The 24,861-nt window shown below is 68.5% G+C and carries 22 protein-coding genes and 1 riboswitch; of the genes, 10 read left to right on the forward strand and 12 right to left on the reverse strand.

From position 1 onward, the window contains the following. The first annotated feature begins 61 nt into the window (after positions 1 to 61). Together APZ21_RS22360 and APZ21_RS22365 are read left to right on the forward strand one after the other, a co-directional pair. Positions 62 to 2,848 (forward strand): FAD-binding and (Fe-S)-binding domain-containing protein, encoded by a 2,787-nt coding sequence (locus APZ21_RS22360; RefSeq protein ID WP_054815257.1) that lies wholly within the window; start codon positions 62 to 64, stop codon positions 2,846 to 2,848. Beyond that, the gene (locus tag APZ21_RS22365) at positions 2,841 to 3,782 is read left to right on the forward strand and encodes a DNA-3-methyladenine glycosylase family protein (RefSeq protein ID WP_054815258.1); all 942 of its coding nucleotides are present in this window, start codon (positions 2,841 to 2,843) and stop codon (positions 3,780 to 3,782) included. Before APZ21_RS22360 ends, APZ21_RS22365 begins: the two co-directional genes overlap by 8 nt. A gap of 84 nt (positions 3,783 to 3,866) precedes the next feature. Here the strand turns inward: APZ21_RS22365 and APZ21_RS22370 are convergent, their stop codons facing one another. Both APZ21_RS22370 and APZ21_RS22375 read right to left on the reverse strand, forming a co-directional pair. Beyond that, positions 3,867 to 4,073 carry a hypothetical protein gene (locus APZ21_RS22370; RefSeq protein WP_054815259.1) on the reverse strand — a complete coding sequence of 69 codons (207 nt, stop codon included), beginning with the start codon at positions 4,071 to 4,073 and terminating at the stop codon, positions 3,867 to 3,869. Further along, positions 4,073 to 4,318, reverse strand: a complete 246-nt coding sequence (locus APZ21_RS22375) for a hypothetical protein (RefSeq protein ID WP_156371261.1) — start codon at positions 4,316 to 4,318, stop codon at positions 4,073 to 4,075. The genes APZ21_RS22370 and APZ21_RS22375 overlap by 1 nt, the downstream gene beginning before the upstream one ends. 398 nt (positions 4,319 to 4,716) lie before the next feature. On the opposite strand from APZ21_RS22375, the gene APZ21_RS22380 reads away from it, so the two are divergent. The 3 genes from APZ21_RS22380 (at position 4,717) to APZ21_RS22390 (ending at position 6,239) form a co-directional block, all read left to right on the forward strand. After that, positions 4,717 to 5,673, forward strand: a complete 957-nt coding sequence (locus APZ21_RS22380; protein WP_443093696.1) for a helix-turn-helix domain-containing protein — start codon at positions 4,717 to 4,719, stop codon at positions 5,671 to 5,673. An 81-nt stretch (positions 5,674 to 5,754) separates the two neighbouring features. Beyond that, entirely contained in the window at positions 5,755 to 5,982 is a 228-nt protein-coding gene (locus APZ21_RS22385; protein ID WP_054815262.1) for a DUF397 domain-containing protein, read from the forward strand. A 71-nt stretch (positions 5,983 to 6,053) separates the two neighbouring features. Further along, positions 6,054 to 6,239: a hypothetical protein gene (locus tag APZ21_RS22390; RefSeq protein WP_239476759.1), complete on the forward strand. Its 186-nt coding sequence runs from the start codon at positions 6,054 to 6,056 to the stop codon at positions 6,237 to 6,239. Positions 6,240 to 6,293: 54 nt separating this feature from the next. Here APZ21_RS22390 and APZ21_RS22395 read toward each other — a convergent pair whose 3' ends face one another. Genes APZ21_RS22395 through APZ21_RS22405 form a run of 3 tightly spaced genes read right to left on the reverse strand, consistent with a single transcriptional unit; the run spans position 6,294 to position 9,863 of the window. Then, entirely contained in the window at positions 6,294 to 7,040 is a 747-nt protein-coding gene (locus tag APZ21_RS22395) for a succinate dehydrogenase/fumarate reductase iron-sulfur subunit (RefSeq protein WP_054815264.1), read from the reverse strand. 2 nt (positions 7,041 to 7,042) lie between these two features. Next, on the reverse strand, positions 7,043 to 8,989 hold the full coding sequence (locus APZ21_RS22400; RefSeq protein WP_054815265.1) for a fumarate reductase/succinate dehydrogenase flavoprotein subunit: 1,947 nt from the start codon (positions 8,987 to 8,989) through the stop codon (positions 7,043 to 7,045). Positions 8,990 to 9,014: 25 nt separating this feature from the next. Further along, positions 9,015 to 9,863 carry a hypothetical protein gene (locus APZ21_RS22405; protein ID WP_054815266.1) on the reverse strand — a complete coding sequence of 283 codons (849 nt, stop codon included), beginning with the start codon at positions 9,861 to 9,863 and terminating at the stop codon, positions 9,015 to 9,017. Positions 9,864 to 10,323: 460 nt separating this feature from the next. Here APZ21_RS22405 and APZ21_RS22415 point away from each other — a divergent pair, with 460 nt between their 5' ends. Beyond that, a complete protein-coding gene (locus APZ21_RS22415; protein ID WP_054815268.1) occupies positions 10,324 to 11,541 on the forward strand; it encodes a thiolase family protein in 1,218 nt (405 codons plus the stop codon). Positions 11,542 to 11,590: 49 nt separating this feature from the next. On the opposite strand, the gene APZ21_RS22420 is transcribed toward APZ21_RS22415, so the two are convergent. Continuing rightward, positions 11,591 to 11,878: a hypothetical protein gene (locus APZ21_RS22420; RefSeq protein WP_054815269.1), complete on the reverse strand. Its 288-nt coding sequence runs from the start codon at positions 11,876 to 11,878 to the stop codon at positions 11,591 to 11,593. Positions 11,879 to 12,152: 274 nt separating this feature from the next. Beyond that, positions 12,153 to 13,118, reverse strand: a complete 966-nt coding sequence (locus tag APZ21_RS22425; RefSeq protein ID WP_082393366.1) for an alpha/beta fold hydrolase — start codon at positions 13,116 to 13,118, stop codon at positions 12,153 to 12,155. Positions 13,119 to 13,660: 542 nt separating this feature from the next. Between APZ21_RS22425 and APZ21_RS22430 the strand changes: the two genes are divergently transcribed. Continuing rightward, on the forward strand, positions 13,661 to 14,050 hold the full coding sequence (locus APZ21_RS22430) for a DUF4254 domain-containing protein (protein WP_239476760.1): 390 nt from the start codon (positions 13,661 to 13,663) through the stop codon (positions 14,048 to 14,050). A 64-nt stretch (positions 14,051 to 14,114) separates the two neighbouring features. On the opposite strand, the gene APZ21_RS22435 is transcribed toward APZ21_RS22430, so the two are convergent. Further along, positions 14,115 to 15,296, reverse strand: coding sequence for an ATP-binding protein (locus APZ21_RS22435; protein WP_054815272.1), 1,182 nt, complete (start codon positions 15,294 to 15,296; stop codon positions 14,115 to 14,117). Between the two features lie 152 nt (positions 15,297 to 15,448). Here APZ21_RS22435 and APZ21_RS22440 point away from each other — a divergent pair, with 152 nt between their 5' ends. The 3 genes from APZ21_RS22440 to APZ21_RS22450 all read left to right on the forward strand — a co-directional run bounded on the left by APZ21_RS22440 (position 15,449) and on the right by APZ21_RS22450 (position 17,160). After that, complete coding sequence (locus tag APZ21_RS22440) at positions 15,449 to 15,715, forward strand: hypothetical protein (protein WP_054815273.1); 267 nt, start codon at positions 15,449 to 15,451, stop codon at positions 15,713 to 15,715. A 200-nt stretch (positions 15,716 to 15,915) separates the two neighbouring features. Further along, positions 15,916 to 16,085, forward strand: a riboswitch (cyclic di-AMP (ydaO/yuaA leader). A 79-nt stretch (positions 16,086 to 16,164) separates the two neighbouring features. Continuing rightward, entirely contained in the window at positions 16,165 to 16,755 is a 591-nt protein-coding gene (locus APZ21_RS22445) for a C40 family peptidase (protein ID WP_054815274.1), read from the forward strand. A 9-nt stretch (positions 16,756 to 16,764) separates the two neighbouring features. Then, on the forward strand, positions 16,765 to 17,160 hold the full coding sequence (locus tag APZ21_RS22450) for an RNA-binding S4 domain-containing protein (RefSeq protein ID WP_054815275.1): 396 nt from the start codon (positions 16,765 to 16,767) through the stop codon (positions 17,158 to 17,160). Here the strand turns inward: APZ21_RS22450 and APZ21_RS36470 are convergent. The 4 genes from APZ21_RS36470 to APZ21_RS22470 all read right to left on the reverse strand — a co-directional run bounded on the left by APZ21_RS36470 (position 17,157) and on the right by APZ21_RS22470 (position 24,662). After that, positions 17,157 to 17,369 (reverse strand): hypothetical protein, encoded by a 213-nt coding sequence (locus APZ21_RS36470; protein WP_054815276.1) that lies wholly within the window; start codon positions 17,367 to 17,369, stop codon positions 17,157 to 17,159. The two genes, APZ21_RS22450 and APZ21_RS36470, sit on opposite strands and share 4 nt — an antisense overlap. A gap of 197 nt (positions 17,370 to 17,566) precedes the next feature. Continuing rightward, positions 17,567 to 19,279, reverse strand: a complete 1,713-nt coding sequence (locus APZ21_RS22460; RefSeq protein WP_239476761.1) for a fatty acyl-AMP ligase — start codon at positions 19,277 to 19,279, stop codon at positions 17,567 to 17,569. 38 nt (positions 19,280 to 19,317) lie between these two features. Then, entirely contained in the window at positions 19,318 to 24,381 is a 5,064-nt protein-coding gene (locus APZ21_RS22465) for a type I polyketide synthase (protein ID WP_054815277.1), read from the reverse strand. Beyond that, positions 24,378 to 24,662, reverse strand: coding sequence for an acyl carrier protein (locus tag APZ21_RS22470; RefSeq protein ID WP_054815361.1), 285 nt, complete (start codon positions 24,660 to 24,662; stop codon positions 24,378 to 24,380). Before APZ21_RS22470 ends, APZ21_RS22465 begins: the two co-directional genes overlap by 4 nt. Between the last annotated feature and the right edge of the window lie 199 nt (positions 24,663 to 24,861).

A 24,861-nucleotide genomic window follows, 5' to 3' on the forward strand; every position in this document is an offset into this window, starting at 1 on the left:
CTCGAGGGCAAGCCGTTCCCGAATTCGCTCGGGGTGAAATCTGCGCGTTTAGGCTGGCAGGATGATCGACGACCGGATGGTGACGGCTTTGCGGACCCGCGTCGGCGGCGAGGTCGACCTCTCCGAACGTCGCCGGGTCGAGTACTCCTCGGACGCGTCGAACTACCGCGTGCTGCCCGCCGCGGTGGTCTTCCCGCGTGATGACGACGATGTCGGGGCCGCGCTCGACTTCGCCCGCGCGCACGGTCTGCCTATCACGGCGCGCGGAGCGGGAACCTCGGTGGCGGGCAACGCCATCGGTTCCGGCATCGTGCTGGACTTCAGCAGGCATATGCATCGCATTCTCGACGTCGATCCCGAGCGCCGGACGGCCCGGGTGCAGCCGGGGGTGGTGTTGTCGCGGCTCCAGGGCGTACTCGGTCCGCGCGGGCTTCGCTTCGGTCCCGACCCGTCCACGCAGAACCGCTGCACCCTCGGCGGGATGATCGGCAACAACGCCTGCGGACCGCACGCCGTGGCTTGGGGGCGCACGTCCGACAATACTGCCTCGCTACGTGTGCTGGATGGTAACGGAGTAGAGCGGAAGCTGGCCGACGACCTCACCGCCATCCCGGGACTCCCCGAGTTCACCCGCGCCAATCTCGCCGTACTACGCACGGACCTGGGCAGATTCGACCGTCAGGCCAGCGGATACGGTTTGGAGCACCTGACACCCGAGCGTGGCTCCGCGGTGGCCGCGTCCTTCGTCGGCACCGAGGGAACCTGTGGTTTGCTGCTGGAGGCGACAGTCCGACTTGCCGAGGTGCCGGCCGCCACCGTCCTCACCGTGCTCGGCTATCCCGGACTCGCCGAGGCCGCCGACGACATCGCCGCGATCATGGCGTGCGCGCCCATCGCGGTGGAGGGGCTGGACGCGCGGCTGGTGCGGGCCGTGCGCGTCCGCCGCGGCGCGGTGCCGGATCTGCCCCGCGGTGACGGCTGGCTGTTCGTCGAGACCGCGGGCGCGACCGAGGCCGAGGCGGTCGACGCCGCTCGCGCGTTGTGCCGGGCGGCGGGGGCGGTGGACGCGCGCGTCGTCACCGACCGCGCGGCGGTCGCGGCGCTGTGGCGGATCAGGGCCGACGGCGCGGGCCTGGCGGGACGCACCCCGGACGGACGCCCGGCCTGGCCGGGTTGGGAGGATGCCGCGGTACCGCCCGAACGTCTCGGTGACTATCTGCGGGATTTCGCCGACCTCACCGCCGCGCACCGTGTGGACGGACTGCTGTACGGCCACATCGGCGACGGCTGTATCCACGTTCGCCTGGATCTGCCGATAGCCGATGCGCCGCAACGGTTCCGGGCGTTCCTGTTCGACGCCGCCGAATTGGTGGTGCGCCACGGCGGATCGCTGTCGGGCGAGCACGGCGACGGCCGGGCGCGTTCGGAACTGCTCGAAGTCATGTACTCCCCCGCCGTGCTCGAGGTATTCGCCGGGTACAAGGCCCTGTTCGACCCCGACAATGTGCTGAATCCGGGTGTGCTGGTCGATCCGCGGCCCGTCGACGCCGACCTGCGAGTCGCGGGACTGCCCGCGATCCCTCTCGCGGGCTTCGCCTTTCCGCACGACGACGGCGATATCGGCGCGGCGGTGCACCGCTGCGTCGGGGTCGGCAAGTGCCGGGCCGCGGGCGGTTTCATGTGCCCGTCGTATCTGGCGACCGCGGACGAGAAGGACAGCACCCGCGGACGTGCCCGCGTGCTCCAAGAGGTGGTGCGCGGGTCGCTGGAATGGTCGTCGGAGGCTGTCGAACAATCCCTCGACCTGTGTCTGTCCTGTAAGGCGTGCCGCGCGGACTGTCCGGCGGGGGTGGATATGGCCGCCTACAAGTCGGAGGCCTTGTATCGGCGTTATCGGGGTCGGCTGCGGCCGGTCGATCACTACACCCTCGGCCGGCTGCCACGCTGGCTGGCCGCCGCGACCCTGGCGCCGCGGCTGGTCAACGCGCTGGGCCGAGTCGGCCCGCTGCGCCGCGCGGGTCTGCGCGCGGCGGGTATGGACTCCCGGCGCGCTGTCCCCGTACTGGCCGAGCGCAGTTTTCGCCGCCGGTGGCGGAAACGGCCGATCGCGTCCACCGGGACCGAGACGGTGATGCTGTGGATAGACACCTTCACCGATGCCTTCGACCCCGATATCGCGATGGCCGCGGTCGGGCTGCTCGAATCGCTCGGCTACCGGGTGGTGACGCCGCGGCGCCGGGTCTGCTGTGGGCTGACCTGGATCAGCACCGGTCAACTCGACGGCGCGCGCGCCCGTCTGCGCGCGACCCTCGACGCGCTGGACGACCATGTCCGCGCGGGTGGTCTCGTCGTCGGACTCGAGCCGTCGTGTACCGCCGCCCTGCGCGCGGACCTCCCCGAACTCCTGCCCGACGACCCGCGCTCGGCTCCGGTCGCGGCGGCGGTGCGGACACTCGCGGAGTTCCTCGTCGCGGCGCCCGACTGGGTTCCGCCCGCGCGTCCCGGCGCGTCGGTGGTGCTACAGCCGCACTGCCACCAGCACGCCGTAACCGGAATGCAGGCTGATCGCCAGATATTAGCCAGAATGCAAGTGAATGTGACTGAGGTCACGGGTTGTTGCGGACTTGCCGGTAACTTCGGAATGCAGAACGGACATTTCGACATTTCCGTGGCGATAGCCCAGAATGGCATTCTGGCCGAATTGCGTAATGTCGGCACGGATATCGTGGTGCTCGCCGACGGATTCTCGTGCCGCACCCAGTTGCGTCAGCTCGCCGATCGGCGAGCCTGGCATCTGGCTCAATTCCTGGCCTCCGGCGGCGGTCGAGCACAATGGTCCGGTGCGTGAGTCGACGAATACGGACGCGGCCCGCGGCTCGGCCCGTACGGTGACCGCGGACCGGCCGATCGATCTCGCCCTCACCCTGGCGCCGCTGCGGCGCGGCAGCGCCGACCCCTGCCATCGCGTGACACCCGACGGCGCGCACTGGCGAGCCTCGCGCATGTCGAGCGGACCGGTCACCTATCGGCTCGCGCAGGCCGGACCGTGCGCGGTGGACGCGCGCGCCTGGGGTCCGGGCGCGACCGAATTCCTCGATCGCCTCGATCACATGCTGTGCCTGGACGAGGACGTGTCAGGATTCCTGCCCGACCATCCCAAGGTCGTGGACGCGCACCGCCGCTTTCCCGGTTTGCGGATGCTGCGCACCGGACAGGTATTCGAGGCGCTGGTGCCCGCGGTGCTGGAACAGAAGGTGCATACGGTGTCGGCCCGGGCGTCCTGGCGCATGCTCGTGCGCGGATTCGGCACTCCCGCCCCTGGTCCCGCCCCGGCCGGACTGCTGCTGGCGCCGGATGCGCAGACCTGGCGGCGGATTCCGTCGTGGACCTTCCACCGCGCCGATGTCGGCCCGGAACGCGCGCAGACCATTGTGCGCGCCGCCCGCGTGGCCGATTCGCTCGAGCGCACCGCCACCGCCGATCCGGTCGAGGCCGCGCGGCGATTGCGCTCGGTACCCGGTATCGGGGTGTGGACCGCCGCGGAGATCGCGCAGCGCGCCTACGGCGACGCCGACGCGCTGTCGGTGGGTGACTATCACCTGGCCGCGATCGTCGGCTGGACCCTGCTGGGGCATCCCATCGACGACGACGCGATGGTGGAATATCTGGAACCGTTGCGCCCGCACAGGTATCGGGCCATTCGGCTGTTGGAGGTGAGCGGTCACGCCCGCAAACCCAAGTTCGGCCCACGCACTCCCCGTACCGATCACACCTGGCACTGAAGAAAACCGCCCGGTCGCCTGGCTCGGGGCCGCGTAGGCGGCGCGGCCCCGCGCGAGCGGATCAGGTTCTCTCGCGTGAGCGGATCAGGGTTGCAGTGCCCTCGCGTCGAGTACGCACTTGCCCGCCTCGACCAGTGTGGTGCGGGCCCGGCGACGGACCAGACAACGGTCGACGGTGCAGTCCAGATGTAATTGCATTGCGGTGTGGGCTTGTTCGTCGGTGAGTACGCCGGGATCGCCCGCGCAGTTCAACAGGGACGAGACGCGCATATGCGGATAGGGGAGTTGCATCAGGCGACCTCCGCCTCGGAGCACACCGGCGCGGGGTGCGCCTTGCGTAACCCTCCGGCATGTCTGCGTAGCCGCTCGTCCAAGGGGGCCCGATGGATCGCCATGCCGGCTGCCAGACGCGCGGTCTGGCCGACCCGCTCGGCGAGTTCACCCACCGAATCCAGTCGGCCCGGCACAACTTCAGCGACCTCGAGTGCCGCTGGATCGCTGGTCATCAACGACGACGCAATGACATGTACAGCCATGACTCCTCGTTCCTGCGTGCGATTCCCGAGGTGTGCGTGACACGCCCGCGGGGTGTCGCCATCGAATATTGTGTGTGCCCGGAGGTTTTCGCAGGGGGGAGGGGGCCACGCTGCTGGGCTCCGGGCACACCCTCAGCACACCACCGACGACCGGCTCGGGCAACGGAGTTCGTGGATCTCGAGAGATTTTCGAGCGAATTCCCAGCATAAGATCCACGCGGGAGGGGAGGATTCTCCATAGTGGATGAACGGGCCCGTCGTCATCGGGGCTCGAAGCTGTGGTAGTGCACGGAATCTCGAAGCGCCTATGCCCAATACCTGTCGACCGAGCGAAGTGACGGGGAGCCGATTCGCATGGCCGCCGTAGCGCCGCTTGCCCGAGTAGAACGGAGCGTGCCGTGTCAACGAGTTCGGCCGAAACCTCGGCGAGTTCGTCACGTGTGATCCGAGTGGCCGGTGTGTCGCCCGCCGACGCCGAGGACAGTGTGTCCACTCTGCCCCGTCGCCAGCTCGGCCGTTACCTACGGGACTGGCGGACGCAGGCGGGGCTCACCATCGCCGAGGCGTCGCGTCTGATGGAGTGGGGCGCCAGTACGCTGCAACGCCTGGAGAAGGGGCAGGCCGATCGCATCAGGACCATCGATATCGGCGAACTCTGCCGCATCTACGGCATTCCCGACGATCTGGCCGCCGGTCTCAAGGGGCTGGCCCAACAGGCCGCGGTCAAGAGTTGGTGGCACGGCCACGGCGATCTCATTCCGGAGAGTTTCGACGTCTACCTGGGACTCGAGGCGGTGGCGCGGCATCTGAGCGTCTACCAATCCGAGCTGGTGCCCGGTCTGTTGCAGATCGCGGATTACACCAGGACGCTGAATCACTGCGGCTATCCCGACGATTCGGACGCCGAGATCGAGCGCCGGGTGCAGCTGCGCCAGCAGCGCCAGACGCTCCTTACCCGTAAGGCGGCGCCCGCGACCATCGACGTGATACTGCACGAATCGGTACTGCGCCGCGTGGTCGGCGGCGCGCGGGTCATGGGGGCACAACTGCGTCATCTGGCGGATATGAGTACCCGCGCCAATATTTCACTGAGCATTCTGCCGTTCACCGCGGGCGCGCCGCTGGGAATCGCGGCCGGGCCGTTCACCGTGCTGGATTTCGGCGCCGACGGCAAAGGGCGGGCACTGGAACCGCCGGTGGTGTACGCGCAGGGCCTGTCCGGCGATCTGTATCTCGAGAAGCGTTCCGATGTGCGACGCTACGATCTGGCCCACGAATGCCTGCGGCGGCATGCCCTGGATATTCAGACCAGTCGGCATCTGCTGCGCCAGATCGCCAAGGAGTACGCCGCCTAGATTTCGGTGTTCGCACACAGTTCCGCAATTGTTCGATTGCTTCGTGAATCCGGGTTGTACCGGTGGGGAAAGGACTCGAGTATGAGTGTCGATGGCGGCGCCGAGATCGATCTGAGTTCCGCGGTCTGGCGTAAGGCCGGCGGTGGCGGCGGGCGTGACAGCGTCGAGGTCGCCTTGTTGGCGGGCGGTCACGTCGGCCTGCGCGACGGCAAGGACCCCGACGGCCACGTGCTGGTTTTCACGCCAGGCGAGTGGGCGGCGTTCACCGCGGGCGTGGCGGACGGTGAGTTCGACCGCCCCGGCGGCTGAGGTGCGACGCGGCGGCGGAAGCGGGTTTATCGTTCCCGTTGTCGGGTAATCGAATTCACGTGGACCGTGGGTTGAAAAATGTCCCACCCCGGTACAAGAAACTGCGGCCCGGCGATTGGGTGGAATGGCTCATCGTCGCGCTGTTGTTCGCGGTGTCATCGATCGGCGTCTACGTGCTCACCGGCTCGTTGCTGTCGTCTTTGTTCGTCGGAGTCCTGGTGTGGGCGGTCGCCGTCGGTGTGGTGGCGATGTTGTGATTCGGGTGCGTCGATCGGCCGGGTTCCTCGAAACTCGGCCGGTCGACGTCCATTTCAGCGGCGGAACAGCTTATTGCCCAACCAGACCAGCGGGTCGTACTTGCGGTCGGCGACCCGTTCCTTCATCGGGATCAACGCATTGTCGGTGATCTTGATGTTCTCCGGGCAGACCTCGGTGCAGCACTTGGTGATGTTGCACAGGCCGAGACCCTGTTCCTCCTGCGCGAGATCGCGGCGATCGGCCACGTCGAGCGGATGCATCTCCAATTCCGCTATCCGCATGAGGAATCGAGGTCCGGCGAAGGACTGCTTGTTCTCCTCGTGGTCGCGCACCACGTGACAGGTGTCCTGGCACAGGAAGCATTCGATGCATTTGCGGAACTCCTGCGAGCGCTCCACATCGACCTGCTTCATGCGGTACTCACCCGGCTTCAGATCCACCGGCGGCGTGAAAGAGGGTATCTCCCTGGCCTTCTGGTAGTTGAAGGACACGTCGGTCACCAGGTCCCGGATGACCGGGAAGGTGCGCATGGGGGTCACGGTGATCAGTTCGTCGGGTTCGAAGGTCGACATCCGGGTCATGCAGAGCAGCCGCGGCCTACCGTTCACCTCCGCCGAACACGATCCGCATTTGCCCGCCTTGCAGTTCCAGCGCACCGCGAGGTCGGGCGCCTGGGTGGCCTGCAAACGATGGATGATGTCGAGGACGACCTCGCCCTCGTTCACCGCGACCGTGAAGTCCGTGAGCTCACCACCGTCTTGATCACCGCGCCACACGCGGAATTTGGCGTCGTAACCCATCGCTACGCCTCACCTTCCGTGGCAGAGGCCGAACTCGACGGATGCGACGCGAGTTCGGCGGAGTTGTAGTACTTCTCGAGTTCGGACAGCTCGAACAGCTCGAGCAGATCCGCCCGCATCGGAATCTGGTCCTGCTTGACCACCCGCACCGCGGGCACCGCGGAGTTGGACGCGGGTACCGACGGATCGATCGAGCAGACCAGCAGCTTGTTGCGCCAGTCCGGGTCCATCGCGGGAAAATCGTCGCGGGTGTGTCCGCCGCGGCTCTCGGTGCGCAGCAGCGCGGCCTGGGCCACGCATTCGCTGACCATCAGCATATTGCGCAGGTCGAGGGCCAGATGCCAGCCGGGATTGAACTGCCGGTGCCCCTCCACCACGACATTGGCGAACCGCGCGCGCAGGGCGGCGAGTCGCTCGATGGCCTCGTGCAGTTCGTGCTCCCTGCGGATGATGCCGACCAGGTCGTTCATCGCCTGCTGGAGATCGGTGTGCAGGGTGTAGGGGTTCTCCCCGGTGTCAACGGTAGGCGGATCGAACGGCGCCACCGCGGCGGCCGAAGCCTTGGCGATATCGTCGTCGGACACCGTCGGCCGCCGCTCCAGCCCTTCGACGTAGGTGGCCGCGCCGAGTCCGGCCCGCCTGCCGAAGACCAGCAGATCCGACAGCGAATTGCCGCCGAGCCGGTTGGAGCCGTGCATACCGCCCGAGCATTCGCCCGCCGCGAAGAGTCCCGGCACGGTGGCCGCGCCGGTGTCGGGCGCGACTTCGATCCCGCCCATGACGTAGTGGCAGGTCGGGCCGACCTCCATCGGCTCCTTGGTGATGTCGACGTCGGCGAGTTCCTTGAATTGGTGGTACATCGAGGGCAGCCGCCTGCGGATCTCCTCGGCGGGCAGCCGGGAGGCGATATCGAGGTAGACGCCGCCGTGCTCGGTGCCGCGACCGGCCTTGACCTCGGAGTTGATCGCGCGGGCGACCTCGTCGCGCGGCAACAGGTCCGGGGTGCGGCGGGCCGAGTCGTTGTCCTTCAGCCACTGATCGGCCTCGGCCTCGGTCTCGGCGTACTGCCCCTTGAAGACCGCGGGGATGTACTCGAACATGAACCGCTTGTCCTCGCTGTTCTTGAGGACGCCGCCGTCGCCGCGCACGCCCTCGGTGACGAGGATGCCCTTCACGCTGGGCGGCCAGACCATGCCGGTCGGATGGAATTGCAGGAACTCCATATTGATCAAGGTCGCGCCCGCGCGCAGGGCCAGCGCGTGGCCGTCGCCGGTGTACTCCCAGGAATTGGAGGTCACCTTGTAGGACTTGCCGATACCACCGGTCGCGAGCACCACAGCGGGCGCTTCGAACAGGACGAATTTGCCGGACTCACGCCAGTAGCCGAAGGCGCCGGAGATCCGGTCGCCGTCCTTGAGCAGTTCGGTGATCGTGCATTCGGCGAAGACCTTGATGCGCGATTCGTAGTCGCCGGATTCGGCGAAGTCCTCCTGTTGCAGCGAGACGATCTTCTGCTGCATCGTGCGGATGATCTCGAGTCCGGTGCGGTCGCCGACGTGGGCGAGGCGCGGATAGGTGTGCCCGCCGAAGTTGCGCTGGCTGATGCGCCCGTCGGCGGTGCGGTCGAACAGCGCGCCGTAGGTTTCCAGCTCCCACACCCGGTCCGGCGCTTCCTGGGCGTGCAGTTCGGCCATGCGCCAGTTGTTCAGGAATTTGCCACCGCGCATGGTGTCTCTGAAATGGGTCTGCCAACTGTCCTTGTCGTTGGCGTTGCCCATCGAGGCGGCGCAGCCGCCCTCGGCCATGACGGTGTGCGCCTTGCCGAACAACGATTTGCACACCACCGCGACGGAGAGGCCGTGCTCGCGCGCTTCGATCACCGCGCGCAGTCCGGCGCCTCCGGCACCGATCACGACGACGTCGTACTTGTGCCGTTCAACTTCTGGCATTGCCGCGAAATCTCCTAGGTGGGGGTCAGTTGACGAACCGAAGGTCCGAAATCGTGCCGCTGGCGACCAACATCACGTAGAAGTCGGTGAGCACGAGGGTGCCGAGCGTGGTCCACGCCAGCGCCATGTGGCGGGTGTTGAGTTTGGAGACCTGGGTCCAGAACCAGTACCGCACCGGATGCGCGGAGAAGTGCTTGAGCTTGCCGCCCATGATGTGCCTGCACGAATGACAGGACACGGTGTACGCCCACAGCAGCACGACATTGACCAGCAGCACGATATTGCCGAGTCCGAATCCGAAGCCGCCGGTCTTGCCGTGGAAGGCGTAGACGGCGTCGTAGGTGTTGATCAACGAGACCACCACGGCGACATAGAAGAAGTAGCGGTGCGCGTTCTGGATGATCAGCGGGAGTTTGGTCTCGCCGGAGTACTTGCCGTGCGGTTCGGCGACCGCGCACGCGGGCGGGGACAGCCAGAAGGCGCGGTAGTAGGCCTTGCGGTAGTAGTAGCAGGTCAGCCGGAATCCGAGCAGGAACGGCAGCACCACGAAACCGAGCGGTATGAACATCGGCAGGTCGCCGAACGGCGTGCCGAAATGCGTCGAGCCCTCGACGCAGGAGGTGCTCAGGCACGGCGAGTAGAACGGCGTCAGGTAGTGGTATTCGTTGACCCAATACGCCGTGCGCACAAAGGATCTGATCGTCGCGTAGATGACGAAGGCGGCCAGGCCCACCGCCGTGATCGCCGGCGGTAGCCACCAGCGGTCGGTGCGCAGGGTGCGTTGCGAGATTCGGGCCCTCGTCTGACTGAAGACGCCTGGTCCCGGCTGGGTCGGCTCTGTCGGTTTCGGGGTGGCGGTCGGTGCGGCACTCACAGGTGGATGCCTCGCTGATCTGCTGTGCGGGTGGTCATCATTACCTCCGCAAATCGAATGTGATGCTGAGCACCTTACGACAACGCCGCTATCGATTGAACGGAGTACTGGCAATCCCGACCGGCCGGACCGTGTATGATTTGCGCCACATTCCTGCCTTGCGCGCGTACCCGTCCGCACCCGTCCGTAAACCGGGATCCGGCGAACTCGACTAAAGCAGAACAGGATTCGCGCGGGGGGCCCGCGAGTGCGAGTCGGTGTCCGTTTTCTTGGTCCAGGATCGTCACACGCAGGCAACAATCCCGTGGTCACATTCTCTGGAGATTTACCTGCTGACGTGCGCCGATGCGTACGTCGCGCCGCGGTGTCGACGATGTCCCGCCGGGTGGACGCCGATGTCGCCGGTGGGCTTCGGACACCGCCGATCGGACCCTGCCTCGGCCGGGGAAGGAGTCACCACATGAGACGAGCCGCGATCGTCGCACCGGTCCGCACACCGAGCGGCGTGGAAGGTGGGGCACTGACCGGTATGCCGCCGGAATGGCTGGCGACCACCGTGTTGTCCGCGGTGATAGAGCGTTCGGGTATCGACCCGTGGCGCATCGAGGACGTGGCGATGGCCTGCGTCGACGGCAGCGCACTCGGCGCACCGGAACTCGGCCGCGTCGCCGCACGGGGCGCAGGCTTGCCCTTCACCGTGCCCGGATTCCTGACCGACCGCCGCAGCGGCAGCGGACTACAGGCCGTGATCACCGCCGCCATGATGGTGCAGACCGGCGCGGCCGACGTGGTGGTCGCGGGCGGTGTCGAATGCGCGTCCGATCCCTTCGCCGTCGACCGGGCACGTTCGGTCGAACTCGCGAATGCCGAAGAGGTGGCGCGCTATTACGGCATCCGCCGCGCCGAGGCCGACGAATTCGCGGTGGCCAGCCATCGAAAGGCGGCGCGGGCATGGCGGCAGGGCACCTTCTCGGCGGAGGTCATTCCGGTCGGCGTCACCGCCGCGCCGCCGGGCTGGGCCGAACCGGGTTTCGACACCGCGGGCCACCGGATCCTGCGCGATGAAGGCGTGCGCGACGACGTCTCGACCCATACTCTCGCCGCGCTGCGGCCACTGCTGTCCGACGGCGTGGTCACCGCGGGGAATATGAGCTCGCACCGGCACGGCGCGTCGGGCTGTCTCGTAGTCGGGGAGGATCGGCTCGAGGAATTGGGACTGACGCCGATGGCATTCCTGGTCGGGTGGGCCGCGGCGGGCTGCTCCTCCGACACCGCGACGCTCGGCGCGGCGCCCGCGGTGGCGAAACTACTCGGGCGCACCGGATTCGATCTCGACGAGATCGACCTCATCGAGGTCAACGAGGGTTTCGCGGTCGAGGTGCTTGCGCTCGCGCGCGAATGGGACATCGACCCGCGCGACCGACTGAACGTGAACGGATCGTCGATCGCGCTCGGTCATCCGGTCGGCGCGACCGGACTGCGCATCATGACGACGATGCTGCACGAGCTGTCGCGCACCGAAGGGCGCTACGGCCTCGAGGCCATCGCGCTCGGGCACGATCACGGGATTGCGGCGCTGTTCGAATCGGCGGATACGGGCCCGACGGTGGAAGCGCCGCGCGGTGCGCGCTTCCACGGTGTGCGGGCCGCGCGCAGGCCGGGTCGGCACCGGGCCTGATCCCGGCTGACTCCTGGCGATGGGCAGGCACGGCCGCCCATCGCCCGCGTCACTTCGTACGGGGGCGCGAGTGGAAGCCGAGACCCTCGTCCTGCGCGCCCATCCAGGCCGCCTCGTCGGATTTGCTGTCGGGTACGTAGATGGTCTCTCGAGCCCGCCGTGGCACCTCCGGCGGTGGCGACTGCTCGAACTCGTCGGCGTCGATGGCGAGCCGCTCCAGGTCGTTTTCCAGTCGACGCACGGTCCGCGCGTCACCGTAGTGCGACCGCAGTGCGCCGATGGATTGCCGGAGCTGTCCGACCGCGTAGCGTAGTTCCGCGATGTCGCTGCGTGTCATCGTTACCTCCTGTGATGGTCAGCGGATACGCGAACCGGCGACCCCTCCGGGGGCGGGGATCCCGCCCTGCGGGCGCGCGTCGCCGGTCGTGTGATCCACCACACAACGTGATCTACAACACAGTACAGAAGAATCGTGGATAAGGCTCGCGCGATCGCAAACGTTGTGTAGTTGCCCAACCTTTGCCCATTCGTTTAGTGCGCCGCACCCAGCCTGTGCCCGCGCGCCGGGACGCGCAACCCGGCCGCCCCGAACCCGGCGCGCGAATACGGCTTCAGCCTGCGACGGCGAGTCCGGGACCGCGGGTGATCGGCGCCGCCGCGACCCGCTCGACCAGTGCGGCGATCGAGAATGCCACCTCTTCCGCTCGTTCCAGGATCACACCGTGTCCAGCCCCATCGACTCGCACCAGTTCCGCGCCCGCCAACTGCGAGGCGAGCACCACCGAATGGGCGTAGGGCACCACGATGTCGGCCGAACCCGCCAGCACCAGCGCGGGGATCGCGCCGAGCCGGTGCAGGGTGGCGGTCTCGTCGAAGGCGATGAGCGAGGTCAGGAAGCTCGCCATCGTGAGCAGCGGTGTGTCGTTGAGCATGGCCGTCGCGACCGCGGCCATGCGCGGACTCACCCGGCGCGTCCCGAATTGCGCCTCCCGCACGATCGGCTCGACCAGTCGCCGCGTCACGCGGTGCGAGACCCGCATCATGCGCGGCGCCCGCGCCACCGCCACCTGGAAGGTGGTCACGGCGTACCGGTGCAGGAATCGACCGATGCCGACTTCGAACACACCGTTGGCGGCGCCCGCGATCAAACCGAGCCCGACGACGCGGGCGCCGATCGCGTGCGGGTAGAGCCGGGCGTAGGCGAGGGTCACCATCGCGCCCATGGAATGCCCCACCAGCACGATCGGTCCGATGGGCGCGATGGTGCGCAGGACCGCGTCCAGATCGTGGGCGAGTTGGTCGATGGTGTAGGTAGCGGCGTCGGCGAGTCCTGATTCGCCGTGACCGCGATGGTCGTAGAACACCATCCTGGTGTCCTCGCCCCACCGCCGCAGCAGATGCTCGCGCAGATACGACCACGACTCGGTACGCAGGCAATGTCCGTGCACGAATACGACGGTCAGCGGCGCCCGGTCCGACCCGAAGATCTTGACCGCGATGGGCACACCATCCTCGGCTGTCACCGTAACGCGGTGGCCGTCGTGATCGGCGGCCCGACGAGCGATAGTCGTTGACATGATTCCTCCTGTCGCTGACCCGCGGACGGAGCATTCTGTCCGGTTGTCGGTGCTTAGTTCCCCGGTGTTATCGGCCCATACCAGGCGTTATGCACATGTTGCCCAACCGATGTCGGCGGTCGACCGACGGCGGCGCGGCCTCCGGTCTCGGAATCTGTAGGCGCTTTCAGCGCCTTTCCTAGAGTCGGCTAGATTTCCCTACCGGCTCCGCATGGCGCCCACTATCGGATCTATGGACATATCTAGAGAATCAACTAGATTCATGAAGATTTAGCGATCGGTGGTCGGTGATCGCCGCGGGTGAGCATGTCGGCCGCCAAGTCGGCACTGCCCGTGCGGGTTTCGAAACGGATGAACGAGCGGTTCCCGTGGCCTGTCGGCGATGTCGATTCCGGTCCGGTGCCATTCGGGTGTGAAAATATTCCGGTCCGCGGCGGGTCGCGGTAGCCGCGAACCGAGTTGGGCCTCGCCGTATCGGCGCGGACGCATATCGACCGTGGGGAGGATTCGTGCGGAACGAACGGTTTCCGACGAAGGAGGAAGTGCTGAGTGCTTGTCGCGGAGTCGGTTACGCCGGACATCCCGTGCTTCGGGCCGCCCACGCGCTGACCGGGCTGCACGAACGGCGATTGACCGGGGGTCGCGACGACCACATCGACGGCCGCAGCGCCGGGCTGATCCGCGAGATCGACCGATGGGTGCGCGGCCAGTTGCCACCGAGCCGAGGACCCGCCGCCCCGCACACCGAGACCATTGGCGCGGTCATCGACCGCATCGCCGCCTATACCGCGGTCGCCTATGCCGCGCTCGTGCGCGGTTCCGATCACGAACTCGATGACGTGCGGCGGCTATTGGCCGAAACGGCGGTCGGCTACGAGGATCTCGCCGACGATCTGGTGGCCGGGCGGCGGCGATTGCCGGGCGGGTGGTAGCGCCCGGGTCGCGATAGTTTTCTATCGATATCTAGAGAGGGCGATAGATAGCGATATAGTGTCCTCACACGCCGCGCAGGTAGCGGCCGAAGTGGGGGACCGTGAAGCCGATCGTGCCGCGTTCCGCGGAGTAGATGAGGCCCTTCTTGATCAGCCCGTCGCGCGCGGGGGACAGTGAGGCCGGTTTGCGTCCGAGTTCGGCGGCCACGGCGGCGGTGGCGACCGGACCGTCGTCACCGGACAGATCGGCCATGGCGCGCATGTACTCGCGCTCGGCGGGCGTCGCCCGCTCGTAGCGGGAACCGAAGAACCCGACCGCGAGTTCCTCCTCGGCGGTGGGGGAGGCCACCTCGACATCCTCGGCGGTGATCGGACTCTCCGGCGCCTGATCCCAGGCGGCCTTGCCGTACGCCTGCACGAAATAGGGGTAACCATCGGCCTTTTCGTAAAGGGTGTCCAATGCGCCCGCGGTGAATTCGACGTCCTCGCGCTTGGCGGGCGCGATGAGCGCCTGATCGGCCGAGTCGCGGTCGAGTCTGTCGATGCGGTGGTAGCTGAACAGCCGCTCGGAGTAGCTCTTCGAGGCCGACAGCACGGCGGGCAGATGCGGCAGACCCGCGCCGACCACGATCAGCGGCGCGGCGTCCTGACTCAATTCGTGGCACGCGCCGCAGATGGCCGAGACGTCCGCGGCCCCCAGATCCTGCATCTCATCGATGAATACGGCGATGCCGACGCCGATATCGCCCGCAAGCGCCGCGGCCTCCTTGAGCAGTTCCACCAGATCGATCTCGATATCGCCGGAATCGGCGCGGCCGGAGACCGCGGGGACGTCGATGCCGGGCTGCCATCGTTCCCGCATGCCCTTGTCGGCGGTGGCGCGCAGGGCGAATGCCTTGAGAATGCCGAGGAAATCATCGACCCGTTCCGTATTGCGATGCGACATGGCGATCGCGCGCGCGGCCATGTGCAGCGCCGAGGACAGCGGACGGCGCAGGTCCTGATCCGGGCGGGCCTCGATCTTGCCGGTGCCCCAGTTGCGGGAGATCGCGGCCGAGCGGAGCTGATTGAGCAAGACCGTCTTGCCGACGCCCCGCAATCCGGTGAGCATGACGCTGCGTTCCGGCCTGCCGCGGGCGACCCGCTCCAGCACGATGTCGAAGGCGGTGAGTTGCTTGTCGCGGCCAGCCAATTCGGGTGGGCGCTGTCCGGCTCCGGGAGCATACGGATTCCGCACGGGGTCCATGCCCTAATACCGTAGCCCCTGCCGTCATCGGAATCTGGGGCAATCTACGGCATGTCATAGATATCGATATGTCTGCTTTGTCATCGCGGGTCACGGCTCTCTAGGCTGATCGTGTCGGTGCCGGTCGGGTGCGGGTGAGCAGGAGGGGTGTCATGTCCGAAGATCCTCAGTCGGCCGATCTACGGACCACCGCCGAGGTGGTCGCGGCGTGGGATGTGCCCGAGACCGCGGTACAGGCGGCCCGGATTCGATCGAGCATCCTTATGGCAATCAAAAAGGGGTATGACGATCCGCAGCTCGTCGCGGATCTCGCGGTCGGGCCACTCGTTATGGCGCTGGGGAAAGTCGAGGTCGCGCTGGCCGACGCGCGGCGAAGGATTGCCGAACTCGAACGCGCGCTCGCCGAACGTGATCGCTAGCCAGTCATTTGCTATGAGTCGTTCGCTGCGCTCCGATACCGAATCGTGATCAGACGGCGGGGTAGGTCGCGCGCACGAATGTCCAGTGAATTTTCACAGGTTCGGGAATTCGCAGGTCTGTGCGCTGGACAACAGTGCATCGGCATCGTAATCTTCTCGTGACTTAGTGGAGTCTGTCGCTTCGTCCAGGAATCGGCGCCACTGAGTCACCGCCTAATCGGCGGTCGGGACTCCCCGTTCCGGCTGTCGAGCCGGGGACCCACAGGTTCGTCTGGGGTGAATCCGCAACGGTATAGTCGCCGTCGCGGTAGGGCCGATCTTCCCGGCCCGAACCCGTCAGCTAACTCGGTCGGCGGGATGAGCAGGAAGATCGGAGACTCAGCTCGGTGGGTAAACATAGCTTGCAGCGGGAATCTCGGTTGCCGAATTCCGTCAAGGGTGCACTCGTGATGGGTGCAGTGGCCGCAACTACCGGTGCCATGCCCGCGGTTCCCGCGATGGCCGCCACCATCAATATCCCCGGCCTGGGCGGTTTCGACGTCCCGGTTCCGCAGGAATTCGATGCGCCGGTTCAGGAACTCAACAAGCAGCTGGAGCAGGCCCTTACCGCCGCGCCCGCGCTGCCTCCCGCCGCGCTGGGCACTCTGCCCCAGGTGCCGCAGGGCGGTTTGTTCCCGAATGTCATGGAGGATCACTCCCCGGCCGCCAAGGCCCTCGATGCCGCCAAGACCAAGGTCGGCGCCCAGTACTCCTGGGGTGCCGCAGGTCCGGCCAGCTTCGACTGCTCCGGTCTGGTGCAGTGGGCCTACCGTCAGGCCGGTATCGAACTGCCGCGCACCAGCTTCGAGCAGTCGCACGTCGGCGCTCCCGTCGCCTTCAAGAACCTCCAGCCGGGTGACATCGTGATCACCAATGGCGGCGGTCACGTCGGCATCTACGCGGGCGACGGCAAGCTGCTCAACGCCGTACAGTCCGGCACCCCGGTCTCCTACACCCACCTCGATCCCGACGACGTCGTCACCGCGCGGCGCGTCGCCTGACGGTAGCCCTTGGTCGAGCAGGCGGCACCGACTCAGGCCCGCGTCGATTCGTGGACGTGGTCGGTTCGCCTGTTCAAAACCAGATCCGCTGCCGCCGAGGCATGCCGGGGCGGGCACGTGCGCGTCAACGGCGCCACGGCCAAACCCGCTCAGCCGGTCCGCGTCGGTGACGAGGTCCGTATTCGCGCGGGCGGTGTCGAACGCATCGTCGTCGTGGAGCGGATCGTCACCAAACGGGTCGGCCCGCCCGTCGCGGCGCAATGTCTGATCGACCGGAGTCCACCTCCGCCGCCACGCGAGATCCTGGCCGCCATGCCGCGTCGTGATCGCGGATCGGGACGACCCACCAAGCGCGAACGTCGCGAAACCGACCGTCTCCTCGGTCGCGACGTTCCGAATCCCTAGACTCGGCGTTTCGCCGAATCGCCCTGCCGAGCGGCGATTCGGCTCGACGCCCAGGTCGCGGTGCCGATGGTGACCAGCGCGCCCAATATGATGGCCGAGGATTCCCCCGGGACGAGTACGCGCAGTTGACTGCCCACGGTCACCGCCGCGACCGGAACTCCGATCTGCGCCGCGGCGAGTGCCCCGTATCCGAACGGCTGTCCGCTCATTCGGTTCACCAGGTGCGCCGTGATCGCTGCGGCGCAGGATCAGGCCGAGCAGGATCAGCCCCGGATGTTCGCCGAATTCGCGCAGATTCAGTCGAGCGCCCATCCGGATGAAGAACAGCGGCGCGAGGAATCCGTCGTTGATGGCGAAGAGCTGTCTGGCGACCCGGCGCGGTTCCCGGATATCCGGGGGTGGCCCGTCACCCGGGCGACGGGCGGCCCGCGGTCGCGATCAGGGGGAGTCGGCCCGCGGCATATCGCGTGCGGGTTTCGGCGCGGCGAATCTTTCCGCTCGAGGTCTTGGGGATAGTGCCGGGTTCGACCAGCAGGACCGCGAACGGCATCACCTGGTGGGCGACGGCGACGGCGGTGCGGATGTGTCGGGCGATCCCGTCGGTCGGCATTGATTCGGGCAGGTCGGAGGCGTGTAGTTCCGCGACTATCACCAGGCACTCACGTGCGCCGTCGTCGTGGCCGAAGGCGGTGAGGCGGCCGGGGCGGATGTACGGGGTCGCGGCGGCGGACGTGGCCTCGATGTCGGAGGGGTAGTGGTTGCGTCCGTCGATGATGATCATGTCTTTGCGACGACCCGCGATATACAGTTCGCCGCGGAAGAGGAAGCCGAGATCGCCGGTGCGCAACCACCGTTCGGCGCGGCCGTCGAGGATGGCGCCGAAGGTGTTCGCGGACGAATGCGGATCGCCGTGGTAGCCGTCGCCGACATTCGGGCCGGATACCCAGATCTCGCCCACCGCGCCGTCGGCGAGTTCCGTGCGCCGGTTCGGGTCGACCACCGCCACCTGCTGTCCGGCGGGAAATCCGCACGAGACCAGCGCGATACCATTCGCGTCACCGGCGGCCACCGGCACGGCCGTGCCCGCGCCGAGTGCCTGGCGGTCGAAGTGGTGGGTGACCGGTTCGGCGCGGTGGTCGGCGACGGTCACCGTGAGGGTCGCCTCGGCCAAACCGAATCCGGGGGTGTGCGCGCGGTGTCGGAAGCCGTATTCGGCGAAGGTGCGGCTGAATTCGGTGAGGACCTTGGCGCGTATCGGTTCCGCGCCATTGAGCATCGCTTCGAGTACGGACAGGTCCAGACCCGCGCGCTCGTGCGGTGAGGTGGCCGAAACCGTAAGAGCGAGGCCGAAATCGGGGCTCGCCGTGGTGCCCGCGCGGTAGTCGTCGCAGGCGCGCAGCCAGCGGATCGGCCGCTTCGCGAAATCCTGCGGCGCGAGCGTCACGCCGTGCACACCGCAGTAGAGCGGTAGCGACAGGCCCAGTATCAGGCCCATATCGTGGAAGAACGGCAACCAGGTCACGATGGGTCGTTCCCGGGTCGGTGGCACCGCGTCGTACAGCTGGGTCAGCGCTGCGGCGAGGTTGGCGTGGGTGACGCGTACGCCCGCGGGCCTTCTGGTCGATCCCGAGGTGTATTGCAGGTAGGCCGGATCATGGTCGCCTGCCTCGGGTTCGGGCCGCTCCGCATGCGCGTCGAGGTCCGGTGACAGTATCCGGCCCGCCGCCGCGCCCAGTGCCGAGCCGGTGCGGACATCGCCCCGCGAGATCACGCCCAATGCGGGCCGCGCGTCCGCCAACACCCCATCCAGCCGTTCGGTCGCACGCGATCCGTCGACCGGTGGCAACGGCACGGCGACACGTCCGCTGTACAGGCAGGCCAGGAAGGCGACCACATAGTCGAGCCCGTGCTCGCACAGCACTGCCACCCGATCCCCGGGCGCGCTGTCGTCCCGCAACCGCTGTGCCAGCGCACATGCCGCACCGAACAGTCGCGCGTAGGTCACCGTTCGCGCGCTGCGCCGCGCGCCCCGATAGCTCAACGCGGTGAACGCCGACTCGTCCGGCTTCGTCAGCGCCCATCCGGCAATCCGATCGCACAACCGCTCCGGCGCGCTCACGAGAGTCCGTGCGCCCGGCATGCCGTCCGGTGGCGGTGTCACGACGCCTGCCCGGCGTCGGCGGCGGCGACTCGATCCGCGAGTGCCGCGCCGAGCGCGGCGACCGTGGGGTGGCGGAAGAGTTCGGCGGTGGATATGACGATGCTGAGTCTGGTCTCCAGCGCTCGGCGCAGTTCGATGGCCAGCAGGGAACTCAGGCCGAGCTCGTTGAAATCCACTGTGGGTTCGATGGATTCGGCCGGCTGGTCGATGATGGCGGCGAGGATCCGGCGGATGGTCGCGGTGAGCGGTTCGGGGGTGGTCGGCCGGAGGGGGATGCGCGGTGGTTCGGGCGCGGCCGTCACCGGAGGGCGCGGGTAATCGCGGTGCGGTGACAGGAGATCGCGGAGGCGGTTCGCGACCGGGGCGGTGTCGGCGGTGGGTGTGTAGTCCACCGCGAGCAGGTACGGGTCGGCGTGGCGCAGGGCCGCGCCGAGCAGTTCCGCGCCGCGTCGGGTGTCGACGGCGGCGATGCCCGCGCGACGCAGATGGGCCGCGCCGCCCGCGGCTTCGGCGAGTCCGTGCTCCCACACGCCCCAACCGATGCTGACGATCCGCCGCGTCGGTTGGTCCGCACCCGCCGCCCGCGCGGCGGCCTGGGCGGCCGCGGCGTCCATGGCGGCATTCGCGGCGGCGTAGGCGGCCTGGCCGGGCGCGCCGAGCGCGCCCGTGGCCGACGAGCACAGCAGGACGAAGTCGAGGGGATCGGCCGCGGTCAGGTCGAGGAGGTTGACCGCGGCGGTGACCTTCGGCGCGGACATGCGCGCCACCTGGTCGGCGGTGACGGCGTCGAAGACGGCGTCCTCCAGGGTGCCCGCGGCGTGCACGACACCGCGGATGGTCGAACCGCATTCGCGGATGTCGCGCAACGCATTGTCCAGGTCGCTGCGGTCGGCGGCATCGCAGCGGACCACGACGACGCGATCCTCCGAACCGTCGAGCAGGGCGGGCACCGGGCGCGGTGACCGGGTCAGCACCACCACGTCGTGCGCGCCCGCGTCGAGCAGCCAGCGCACCGCTACCGCGCCGAGCGCGCCGAGTCCGCCGGTAACGACGTAGGTGCCCTTCGGATCGATGGTGGGGGCCGCGGCGGCGGCCTTGGCGAGCGTGAAGCGCCGCGCCGCGAAATCCGCGCCGGTCAGCCGGATTTCCTCGGGCAGCGCCGCCCCGGGTTCGGCGGTGACCAGTTCGGCCAGGGCCGGTGCGTTGCCTGCGTCGTGATCGGCCCAGACCAACCGAATCGCGCGCCCGGATTCCAGCTGCACCGATCGGACGAGCGCCGCGGTGGCGTGCGCGGTACGGGAATGGCCCCGGGGCAGGACGACGGTCAATGTCGCGATGGCGTCGTGGGAGCGCACATGTTGCAGTAACGCGAGAATCCGGCCGACCGCGGCAACGGTCTCCTGGCCGGGTTCGGTGTCGGCGGGAAGGACCACGGCGACGGCGATGCGTTCGGCGGCGGTGCGGCGCAACAGGGTCGAGGTGAGTACCGCGGCGGCGGCATCGGGCTCGCGGGCGACGCGCTCGGTGGGCAGTGTCGATTCCAGCGCTCGCGCCAGACGCACGGCCTGCGCCGATTCGCCGACCACGAGTGCGCGGCGCACATGTCGCGGGCGGGCGTCCCCGCCCGCGGTGATCACGTCCGGGTGCAGCGGATGCCAGCTCTCGCGCCGGAAGGCGGGCGTCGCGCCGCGGACGTGCGCGTCGGCCGCGTGCGGGTGCACCCGCGACGCCGGATCGGCGAAACGCACGCGCACACCGGTCATCGCCAGCACCGGAGCGCCGTGTTGATCCGTGCCGACGATATCGCCGACCAGTGCGGACGCGGTGCGCTCGGTGATCAGCGCGTGTCCCTCCAGCACCACCCGATCCGGCTCGGTGGACAGCCACGCGGTGTCGATGCCGATGGGCAGCGGTACCACGTCGTCGGGCAGGTCGTCGTAGCAGGCGGCGGCGAGCAGGTGCAGACAGCCGTCCAGGGTCGCGGTGCTGTGCAGGTCGGCGTCCTCGAAGGTGCCGAGCGCGCGACCGGGCGCGGTCGCGATACGGCGCAGCGGACGGAACCTCGGCCCGTATTCCAGTTGTCTGCCGCGCAATCGGGCGTAGAAGTAACCGGCCTCGAGTCGGTGCATCCGATGCTGTGACGCGCGATTGGCGTCGGCCAGCCGCATCCACGCGACGATATCGGCGGGCGTCGGGCCGCCGCGGGATCGCGCGGAGGCGAGCACATGCGCGTCGCGGAGCGTGACCCGAAGCGCGGCGCCATCGGCCTGATAGGAGACGTCGGGCAGCGCGTCCAGCTCGGTGAGTTCGCTGATCAGGAAATCCGTTATGACGGTGGCGGATTCGCCGCGAGCCAGGTGCGCCAGCCTGCGCAGCCAATACGCGGCGGGCACGGTCGGGATGCCGTGCACGACATGGTCGTCGAGCGCATCGCTGACGAATTCGACTACGGCAGGCGCTGTTTCGGTGATCACCGGGTCGAAGCGACGGCGTCGCCAGTGCCGTCGGTGCGCGGGACCGGCGAACGGGCCAAGCGCCGACCAGTCCACCGGCCTGCCCTCGGTGTGCAGCCGTGCCACACAGTCCAGGAAGGCCCCCGCCTCGTCCTCGCGGGTCGCGGCCGGATAGGCGCTGTCGCGGAATTCCGCGTACTCGCGCACCGCCGGAATCAGCACGGGATGCGGCGCGAGCTCCACGACGGCGGAGTAGCCGTCGGCGGCGGCGGATTCCAGCGCCGCGGCGAGTTCGACGGTGCCCGCGGCATTCTCGGCCCAGTAGTCGGCCGACAGCGCCGCGGTCTCCACGACGGTGCCGCGCCGCGCGGTCGAGTACAAGCGGATATCGGGCGAACGCGGGGTCAACGCGGACAGCGCGTCAATCATCTCCGGCAGCACCCCCGTGACCTGCGGACTGTGCGCCGCGAAGTCGACCGCGATGGGCCGGGCGAAGATATCGCGTCGCCGGGCCCGGCGTACCACGGTCTCCACGTAGCGCGGTTCCCCCGACACCACCACCGAGCGCGGACCGTTCACCGCCGCGATCCCCACCGCCGCGCGCATGGGTTCGACCAGTTGCGCGACCACCTCCGCGGCCGCCTCCACCAGCGCCATCGCGCCCTGGCCGTCGAGCGTGCCGAGACACCGGCTTCGCCACACCGCGATCCGCGCCGCATCCGACAGCGACAGCGCTCCGCTCACCGCCGCACCCGCGATCTCGCCCAGACTGTGCCCGATGATCGCGTCCGGCCGCACACCCCATTCCGCGAACAGTTCGGCCAGCGCGACCTGGTACGCGAACATCGCGGGCTGCACCACGGCGGTCGCGGCTTGCGCGTCCACCCGGAATCCGTTGCGCGGCGTCCACACCCGTGGACCGCCGACCGCGGCGACGGCGTCGGCCGCCGAGGTCAGCGCCCGTGCGAAGGCCGGGTGCCGCGCGGCCAGCGCCCGGCCCATGCGCGCGTGCTGACCGCCCTGTCCCGAGAACAGGAACACCAGTCCGCCCGGCCGCCGCGCCGCGGTGGGCCCGATTATCCCGGCGCCCGTTTCCCCGTCGGCCAGACCGCGCAGCCGGTCCACGGCCTCCGGGCGGTCGCGGGCGACGACGGTGGCCCGGACCTGTTCGGGCAGCGCCCGCGCGCAGGCCGCCGCCAGCTCGCGCAGCGTCGACTCCGCGGTGTCCAGGTCCTCCGGCTCGTCCAGCCGATCGGCCAGAACCGTGGCGCGCGTGCGCAATTCGGCGACATCGCGCCCGGTGACCGGAATCGGGACCGGACCCGACTGTTGCCGTGCGGGCGGTGCGGTCGCGATGCCGCGAAGCACCACGTGCGCATTGGTGCCGCCGAAGCCGAAGGAGCTCACGCCCGCGTAGCGTTCGGCGACCGGGACGGCGCTCCAGTCGATGACCTCGGTCGGCACCCGCAGACCGCGTTCGGCGAGTTTCAGCAGCGGATTCTCGTCGCGGAAGTTGATGGTCGGCGCGATGAGGCCGTGGCGTATGGACAGCGCCGCCTTGATGAGACCGGCCATGCCCGCGGCGGCCTCCAGATGTCCGAGATTGGATTTGGCCGAGCCGATCCAGACGGGTTCGGCCCCGGGTTCGCGGGCGAGGACCGCGGCGAGCGCCCCGACCTCCACCGCGTCGCCCAATGCGGTTCCGGTGCCGTGACATTCGAGATATCCGGCGCGGCGCGGGTCGATTCCGGCACGGTCCCACGCGGTCCGCACCGTATCGCGCTGGGCGCGGCCGTTGGGCGCGTACAGTCCGTTGGACCGCCCATCGGAACCGACTGCGGCGCCCGCGATCTCGGCATATACGCGTTCGCCCGCCGCGCGCGCGTCGGCGGTGCGGCGCAGTACCACCACACCGCAGCCGTCGCCGCGGGTGTAGCCGTCGGCGGCGGCGTCGAAGGGCTTGCACACCCCGTCCTCGGCGAGGAATCCGCTGTCGGCCAGATATTCGGTGGTGTGCGGCAGCAGCGTGAGATTGACCCCGCCGACTATCGCGAACGGCACCGATTCGTCGGCCAGCAGCCGTGTCGCCAGGTCGATGGCCGCCAGCGAGGAGGAGCAGGCGCTGTCCACCACCAGACTCGGACCGTGCAGGTCGAGCACGTAGGACAGCCGGTTGGCGATGATGCTCAGCGCGGAACCGGTGACCGCGTAGGGCGCGTCGCGTCCGGCGTCGCCGAGTACGGTGACGCCGTGGTCGTAGCCGCAGGCGCCGAAGATCACCGCGGCGCCGCTGCCGCGCACCCGGTAGCCGATGCCCGCGTCGTCCACGGCCTCCACGGCGACCTCGAGTGCGAGCCGCTGCTGCGGGTCCATCATCGCGGCCTCGCGCGCGGAGATGGCGAACCAGTCGTTGTCGAAGCGATGGATGTCGTCGAGGTAGCCGCCGCGACGGGTCAGCGCCCGGTCCGCGGGCGGTTCACCGGTGGCGTCGCGTCCGTCGAGCAGCAGACGCCAGAACGCCTCCGGGCCGTCGGCGCCCGGAAATCGGCACCCCATTCCGACGATCGCGACCGATGGACGGGTGCGAGCGGGGTCGGCGGCGGTCATCGCATCGCGAGATGCTCGACAAGTTGTTCGATGTCGGGGTGGTCGTAGATGGCGGTCAGCGTCACCTCGACACCGAGGGCGTCCTCCAGCTGAGCCGTCAACCGGGCGAGTTGTAGGGAGCTCAGCCCGAGATCGTTGAAAGGCACGCCGGTGGGCACCTTCTCGGGGGCGACGCCGAGTAGTTCGGCGACAGCGCCGACGGCCGCCGTGCGCAGGACCGTGCGCCGTCGCGGCACACTCCCGATTCCAGCGCCGTGCCCCTCCGACAGATCGGGCCGCATCGCGTCCTCCCTCTCCGCTCGCACGCCTCCGGTGGGCCCGGCAGCCGTTCCTCCGCGATTATGCCGTAGTCGGGGCCCGGACACGTATGCGGTTTGGGCTGTCCGCCTGCTGTTTTCGTGTCCGAAACACGCCGGTGCAACGGAGCGCCGGATTCGGATTCCCCGGTGCTTCGGCGGTGAACTGTTGTCTGTTTCGGGT

This window comes from Nocardia arizonensis (assembly GCF_001310275.1).
Classification (GTDB): Bacteria; Actinomycetota; Actinomycetes; order Mycobacteriales; family Mycobacteriaceae; genus Nocardia; species Nocardia arizonensis.